The 7,733-nt window shown below is 67.8% G+C and carries 4 protein-coding genes and 1 rRNA gene; all 5 read right to left on the bottom strand.

The genetic code is table 11. The features are described from left to right. Positions 1 to 68 (bottom strand): 16S ribosomal RNA (locus PUT80_RS45890); the annotation flags it as partial. Positions 69 to 498: 430 nt separating this feature from the next. Further along, entirely contained in the window at positions 499 to 1,689 is a 1,191-nt protein-coding gene (locus PUT80_RS45885) for a low temperature requirement protein A (RefSeq protein ID WP_134733747.1), read from the bottom strand. Positions 1,690 to 1,790: 101 nt separating this feature from the next. Further along, complete coding sequence (locus PUT80_RS45880; protein ID WP_238607720.1) at positions 1,791 to 2,600, bottom strand: helix-turn-helix domain-containing protein; 810 nt, start codon at positions 2,598 to 2,600, stop codon at positions 1,791 to 1,793. A 497-nt stretch (positions 2,601 to 3,097) separates the two neighbouring features. Then, positions 3,098 to 4,567, bottom strand: a complete 1,470-nt coding sequence (locus PUT80_RS45875) for an MFS transporter (RefSeq protein WP_134670240.1) — start codon at positions 4,565 to 4,567, stop codon at positions 3,098 to 3,100. Then, positions 4,567 to 7,733, bottom strand: a 3,167-nt coding sequence (dnaE, locus tag PUT80_RS45870) for a DNA polymerase III subunit alpha (RefSeq protein ID WP_275295887.1), incomplete at its 5' end; no start/stop codon positions are given. The genes PUT80_RS45875 and dnaE, both read right to left, overlap by 1 nt.

The raw sequence follows: 7,733 nt of genomic DNA, 5'->3' as shown, positions 1-7,733 counted from the left end.
CGTTCGACTTGCATGTGTTAAGCACGCCGCCAGCGTTCGTCCTGAGCCAGGATCAAACTCTCCAACAATGAACAGTTCGATCGAGACTACTTCTCAATCATTTCTCAAAGGAAACCCCGACGAGGGGTTTCATATATAAGCTCTACTGGCTTAGTTCACTAGCACACTGTTGAGTTCTCAAGCAACACACCCCGAACCAGCCCCGGAATCAACCAGGCCAAGCTCGATGCGTTATTTCAAGCTTTTGTTTTTCCGGAGTCCAACTCTACACCCTGGGAAGCTCGAGGCTTCGTCGGGGGCTGGTTCAGCTCCGGAGGTTTGGGACCACCCACTCTACCACTACTGTGGGAGCTTGGTTCGTGTTCCCGGCGGCCGCCCGGTCTCCCTGGCGACGAAGAGAACATTACACGCCCCGAAACAGCCCTCGAACAGGGGGGTCCCTTTTTTCGCGCCAAGCCGCTGACCTGCGTCGATCCGGCTGTTGCGGCCGGAAGCCGGTCAGCCGGGCTCGCGCTCGCCGTGCGTCGCGATCACCGTGACGCCGACGAGGATCGCCGCGAGGGCCGCCGTCACGTGGATCGGCGCCGGGCCGAACGACGCGGCGAGCACGAGCACCGCGGCCGCCGGGAAGCCGATCGCGATCGGGCGGCATTCGTTCGTCGGGCCGATGTGCAGCAGCCACACGCTCAGCAGGAAGACCGCGACCGGGATCGTCACGGCCAGCGCCGTCACGATGCCGCTGACGTGCACCTGCCCGCTGTCGAATCCGACCGCCAGTTCCAGTCCGGCGCCGACCGCCGCGGCCGAACCGAAAATCAGGTAGTGGCCGTACCCCCAGCTCAACGCGGTCCACCGCGAGTTGCCGCGTTCGAGGCGGGCGTGCCCCGGCTGGTCGAAATACAGCCACCACATCGAGAACACCAGGACCAGGCCGGCGACGGCCAGCGACACGAGCTCGCCGGTGTGCTCCCCCTCCGCGATCCCCTCCTTCACCGCGTTGGTGGCGCTGAGCACGGTTTCGCCGAGCACGATCAGCGTGAAAAGCCCGTACCGCTCGGCGATGTGGTGCGAGTGCCACGGCGTGGTCGTTCGCGCCTCCGCTACCGCGGGCACCGCGAGTTCCAGGACCAGCACCACGAAGAAGCCGATGAACCCAGCAGTGCCGGGCAGTGCCAGCCGGGCGATCCACAGGATCTGGCAGAGCGTGATGCCTGCCGCGTAGAAGTACGCGGTCGTGCGGATTTCCGGTGACTGCCGCGCCGCGCGGAGCCACTGCGTGACCGCGGCCAACCGCATCAGGACGTACCCGATGACCACGATCGTGAAGTCGCCCTCGAAGGCTTTGTCCACGCCGGCCGCGACGGTCAGACCGCCGCCGATCTGGACGAGAGTGGCCAGGCGATAGGGCACGTCGTCGGTGTCGAACGCCGACGCGAACCAGCTGAAGTTCAGCCAGCCCCACCAGATCGCGAAGAACACCATCCCGAAGCTGAGCACCCCGTGCCCGACGTGCCCCTCGGAAAGCGCGTGGTGCAGCTGCGCGGCAGCCTGGCCGACGGCGACCACGAAACACAGGTCGAACAGCAGCTCCAGCGGCGTTGACGCGCGGTGCCCTTCGCTGGTGTCGCGTGGTCGCATCGGCCGGTACCACACCCGGATCCGGTTGCCCGGCACTGATTCGTGGGCCATGTGCGCTCCCCTTTCCGCAGAACGCGGCCATCCCAACATGATCGACGGCGCGGCGCGAGCGCGACATCCCGAGCAGCCGGAACCGGGTGAAACCGGACGCCTCAGCGCAGCCGGACCGCCAGTTCGAAGACCGGATCGTCGAGGGCGGCCTGTCCGGGATCGCACAGGAAGATCTGCCGCGGCTTCCAGTCGGCCCGCACGTCCCGGTCGGTCAGCCAGCGGTGCAGCGATTCGGCCCCGAGCGCGGTGTTCATGTTCGCCTTCGGCACGGTGACGTACGCCTCGCGGCCCGCGTCGTCGCTGCTGAGCGTCATGTCCGGGAAGGCGAGGTCCCCGCCGTCGGGGTCGATCGGACAGCAGAATTCGACCAGGCCGTCGCTGTCATCGCTGATTTCCCCGTGGTAGCGCAGGAAAGGCCTTCCGGCATCACCGGACGGACGCGGGACCGCCGGGCCGCCGAAGAACGCGAACAGCGGGGCGGCGAATGCGCCGATCCGGTCGGCGGTCAGGTGCTCGGAGGCGACGAGCAGCGTGCGGGCGGGCATTTCGCGAACGGACACGTCGTACATCGGGGTTTCCTTCCCGGCCAGTCGGTCGAGGAAGAACCCGGCGAGTTCCCGCTTGGCGCGCCACTCCCGCTCCTGCTCGTCCCAGTACGCGCGGACCTCGGCCGCCGCCGCTTCCGGCGGCAGATCGAGGACGGTCCGGATCCGCGGCAGCGGCATCCCGATCCGGCGCAGCTGGACGACGCGGCGCGCCCGCTCGAGCTGGTCCGGCGAGTACCAGCGGTAGCCGGTGTCCGGGTCGACGCGGGCCGGCGGCAGCAGGTTCATCTCGTCGTACAGCCGCAGCGCTTTGGGCGAAAGACGGGCCAGGCGTGCGAACGCGCCGATGGTCAGCAGGTCCGGCATGGGTTCTCCCTCGTTCGGAACACCCTGAGCGTGGGGCCGGCCCCGAGGGGAAGGTCAAGCGCGCGGCGGCCCCGGCGTTGCGGAGCCTCGCGGAACCGGGGGAAGGCCGGGGAGGAAGAAAGGCGGGCGGGCCCGGTTCCCCCTCGCCCGGGCCCGCCCCGTTGCCTTCGCACGCACTCGGCCTGCCACTCCGGGCAGTGTCCCGGCGATTCGCCGTACGGTCCCCCGCGGACGCCGACGAATTTCGTACCGGGATGCGACTCCGGGTGTCCATTCCCCGGAACTTCGGACTCCCGGGCCGTCCGGCCGATCGACCCATCCCCGGTCGATCGAGCGAATTGCCACTGTCGGTAGCCAAAGTGCCGTTCTGAAGGCTCCATAAGGTCTACTCGGTTGCTCTGAGTAGCACTAGGGGCGAAGGTCACCTGTCACCCGGATGGAGTATCACCTGGTGGCGGTAAGTAGCTCACCGAATAGGCAGGATCAGCGTTGCGTGGTCACGTTCGGTGAATATTCGCCGCAGACTGCGCCGCTTGCTGGTCCTCCGTCAGGATGGCACGCCGCCGGCGGGCGCGGAGTTCCAGGGTCGCGAAAGCCAGCGCGACCAGGGTGAGCCCGCCCGCGCAGCACATCGCCGCGGTGAGCGCGGTCTGGTGCCCGGCGGTCGCGACCACCGATTCGAACACCGACGCCAGCACGGCCGTGCCGATCGCGGTGCCGATCCGCTGGCCGGTTTGCAGCGCTCCCCCGGCGACTCCGGCCAGCCGGTTCGGCACGCATTCGAGGGTGAGCGTCGTGTTCGGCGAGATCACCATCCCGCCGCCGATCCCGCCGATCAGCAACGGTCCGGCCACCGCGAATCCCGCGGCCGACGGAGGCACCAACTGCACGACCAATCCCACCGAAAGCAGCGAGAGCGCGACGATGCTCAGGCCCATGACGGTCAGCTTCCGGCCGAACCGGGCCACGAGCCGTCCGGCGACGGCCGCCGTCACGGCCGAACTCAACGCGAACGGCGTGACAGCCAACCCTGACTGCAGCGGCGTGTAGCCGAGGCCCTGCTGGAAGAAGAGCGCGAACACCAGCCAGATCCCGGCGAACCCGCAGAAGTACAGCGCCCCGACCGCCGCACCGCTCGCGTAGCCCGGGGTGCCGGTGAAGAGCCGGATGTCCAGCAACGGCGGCCGGTTCTTGCGCACGACGCGCCTTTCCCACCACACGAAGGCCACGCCGAAGACAATCGCCACCCCGAACAGCCACCAGAACCGGCCGAACCCGCCCCGTTCGGATTGCACGAGCGGCAGCAGCACGCCGAGTACCGCGACGGCCAGCAGCACGATCCCGGCGTAGTCGATTTCCGTGCGCAGCCGGAGTTTTCGCCGGTCTGTGCGCGGCAGCAGCTTCATCGCGAGCCCGAACGCGATCGCGCCGATCGGCACGTTCACGTAGAACACCCACCGCCAGCCGTCCGGGTCGCCGAACAGCGCGAGAATCACGCCGCCGAGCACCGGCCCGACCGCGGTGGAGATGCCGACGACCGCGCCGAACATGCCGAACGCCCGCCCGCGCTCGGCGCCGTGGAACAGATCCTGGATCAGGCCGCTGTTCTGCGGCGTCAGCATGCCCGCGGCGCAGCCCTGGGCCAGCCGGGCGGCGACGAGGGTCGCCGGGTCGGGGGCCGCGCCGGCGAGCGCGCTCGTCGCGACGAACGCGGCCAGCGCGATGAGGAACATCCGGCGGCGGCCCAGCGCGTCGCCGAGCCGGCCGCCAGTGACCAGGACCAGGCCGAAGGCGAGCGCGTAGCCCGAGACCACCCACTGGATGGTGCCCGCGCCGGTGTTCAGGTCGCGCTGGATCGAGGGCAGAGCCGTGTTGACGATGCTGACGTCCAGCAGCGTCATGAACCCGGCGGCGAGGGTGACCGCGAGCGCCCGCCAGCGGCGGGGATCCGGCTCCGCCCCGGTCATCAGGTGTTGGCGGTGATCCCAGGGATGCCCTTGAGCTCACCGATGAGCATCGAACTGACCTTCACCGGGTAATCGTAGAGCGCGAAGACCGTCTGGTTCTTGCCGACGAGCTTGAGGTGCACCGGCGTATCGCCCTTGTGCGCCAGCAGCGTCGACTTCAGCTCGCTGACCACGGCCTGGTCGATCTTCTCCGCGGCGGCCAGCAGCACCAGCGGCGGTTCCTCGTCGCCGTTGCCGATCTCGGACAGGTCCAGCGGCACGAGCCCGCCGCCGAACACCGACATCTTGTCCTCGCGCCAGTTGACCCGGCCCTTCACCAGCACCGCGTTGTCCTCGACCAGGTCGGCGGCGAACATCGAGTACGCCTTAGCGAAGAACAGCACCTCGAGCGCGGCGTCCATGTCCTCGACGGTGCAGATCGCCCAGGGCTCGCCCTTCTTGTTGACCCGGCGTTCGAGCGAGGTGAGCAGGCCGGAGATGACGACCTCGCCCTCCTTCGGCGGGTCGGCGAGCAGCGCGGCGATCGGCTTCGGCGCGTGTTTGCGCAGGATGCGCTCGGCCCCGTCGAGCGGGTGCGCCGACACGTACAGGCCCAGCATCTCGCGTTCATAGGCGAGGAGCTGCTTGCGCGGGTACTCCTCCTCGCCGAACTTGAGGTGCGCGAGCGGCGAGGACGACGGCGCTGCCTCGGCCGCGTCTCCGTCGTCGGCTCCGAACGAGCCGAAGAGGTCGAACTGGCCCATCGCTTCCTGGCGCTTGAGCGGGACGACGGCTTCCACCGCGTCCTCGTGCACCTGGATCATCGACAGCCGCGTGTGCCCCATCGAATCGAACGCGCCCGCCTTGATCAGCGATTCGATCACCCGCTTGTTGCAGGCCACCAGCTCCGACTTGTCCAGGAACTCGGTGAACGAGGAGTACTTGCCCTTCTCCTCGCGCGTCTTGATGATCGACTCCACCACGTTCGCGCCCACGTTGCGCACCGCGCCCAGACCGAACCGGATGTCGTTCCCGACGGCCGCGAACCGCAGCGCCGACTCGTTCACGTCCGGCGGCAGCACCTTGATCCCCAGCCGGCGGCACTCCGACAGGTAGATCGCCGACTTGTCCTTGTTGTCGCCGACCGACGTCAACAACGCGGCCATGTACTCCGCGGTGTAGTTCGCCTTGAGGTAGGCGGTCCAGTACGCGATCAGGCCGTACGCGGCGGCGTGCGACTTATTGAACGCGTACCCGGCGAACGGGAGAATCGTGTCCCACAGCGCCTTGACCGCTTCCGGCGAGAAGCCGCCCTCGACCAGCGGGCTGGACTTCATGCCCTCTTCGAAGCCCTCGTACTCCTTCTCGAGGACTTCCTTCTTCTTCTTGCCCATCGCGCGGCGGAGCGTGTCCGCTCGGCCCATCGTGTAACCCGCGACCTTCTGGGCGATCTGCATGATCTGCTCTTGGTAGACGATCAGGCCGTAGGTCTCGGACAGGATCTCCCGCAGCGGTTCCTCCAGCTGCGGGTGGATCGGCTTGATCTGCTGCCGGTTGTTCTTGCGGTCGGCGTAGTCGTTGTGCGCGTTCATGCCCATCGGACCGGGCCGGTACAGCGCGAGCACCGCGATGATGTCCTCGAACCCGGTCGGCTGCATGCGCCGCAGCAGGTCGCGCATCGCGCCGCCGTCGAGCTGGAACACGCCGAGCGTGTCGCCCCGGCCGAGGAGCTTGTACGCCTCGGGGTCGTCGAAGCCGAGCCGGTCGAGGTCGATCTCCTCGCCGCGGTTGGCCTTGATGTTCTCCAGCGCGTCGCCGATGACAGTCAGGTTGCGCAGGCCGAGGAAGTCCATCTTCAGCAGGCCGATGGCCTCGCAGGAGGGATAGTCCCAGCCGGTGATGATCGACCCGTCGTCACGCTGCCACACCGGGATCGCGTCGGTGAGCGGCTCGCTCGACATGATGACCGCGCAGGCGTGCACGCCCGCGTTGCGGATCAGGCCTTCGAGGCCGCGGGCGGTGTCGAAGATCGTCTTGCACTCTTCGTCGGTCTCGACCAGCGTGCGGACCTCGGCGGCCTCGGCGTAGCGCTCGTGCTTCGAGTCGACGATGCCCGACAGCGGGATGTCCTTCGCCATGATCGGCGGCGGCAGCGCCTTCGAAATCCGGTCCGCGATCGAGTAGCCCGGCTGGCCGAAGTGCACGCGGGCGGAGTCCTTGATCGCCGCCTTGGTCTTAATCGTGCCGAAGGTGATCACCTGCGCGACCCGGTCCGAGCCGTACTTGTCGGTGGCGTACCGGATCATCTCGCCGCGGCGGCGGTCGTCGAAGTCGATGTCGATGTCGGGCATCGACATGCGCTCCGGGTTCAGGAACCGCTCGAACAGCAGCTTCTGCGGGATCGGGTCGAGATTCGTGATGCCGAGCGCGTACGCGACGAGCGCGCCGGCGGCGGACCCTCGGCCGGGGCCGACCAGGATGCCGACCTCCCGCGCGTGCTGGATGAGGTCGGCGGTGATGAGGAAGTAGGACGGGAAGCCCTTGCCCTCGATGACGCCGAGTTCGTAGTCGCAGCGTTCCTCGTAACCGTCCGGGATGCCTTCGGGAAACCGCCACTTGAGGCCCTCGGCCACCTGGTGGCGCAGCCAGGAAGCGTCGGTGTGTCCTTCGGGGACGTCGAAGACCGGCATCCGGTCCTTGTGCGTGTACACGTCCTCGTACGACTCGACCCGCTCCGCGATCAACAACGTGTTGTCCGCCGCCCCCAGGACTTCCTTGTCCCAGTACTCGCGCATCTCCTCCGCGGACTTCAGGAAATAACCGTCGCCGTCGAACTTGAACCGCGTCGGATCGTTCAGCGTCTTCCCGGCCTGCACGCACAGCAACGCCGAATGCGTGTCCGCCTGGTCCTTCGTCACGTAATGCGAATCGTTGGTCGCCAGCGGCGGGAGGTCCAGCAGCTTCCCGATCTCCAGCAAACCCTCCCGCACCGACCGCTCGATCGGCAGCCCGTGGTCCATCAGCTCCAGGAAGAAATTCCCCGCCCCGAAGATGTCCTTATAATCCGAGGCCGCCTGGATCGCCGCCTCCCGCTGCCCCAGCCGCAACCGCGTCTGCACCTCGCCCGACGGACACCCCGTCGTCGCGATGATCCCGGACGCGTTCTCCGCGATCAGCTCCCGATCCA

This window comes from Amycolatopsis sp. La24, from assembly GCF_029087445.1.
In the GTDB taxonomy this organism is placed as follows: Bacteria; Actinomycetota; Actinomycetes; order Mycobacteriales; family Pseudonocardiaceae; genus Amycolatopsis; species Amycolatopsis nivea.
Note: the sequence above shows the minus strand (reverse complement) of the source record. Positions and strands in the feature narration are given on the sequence as shown.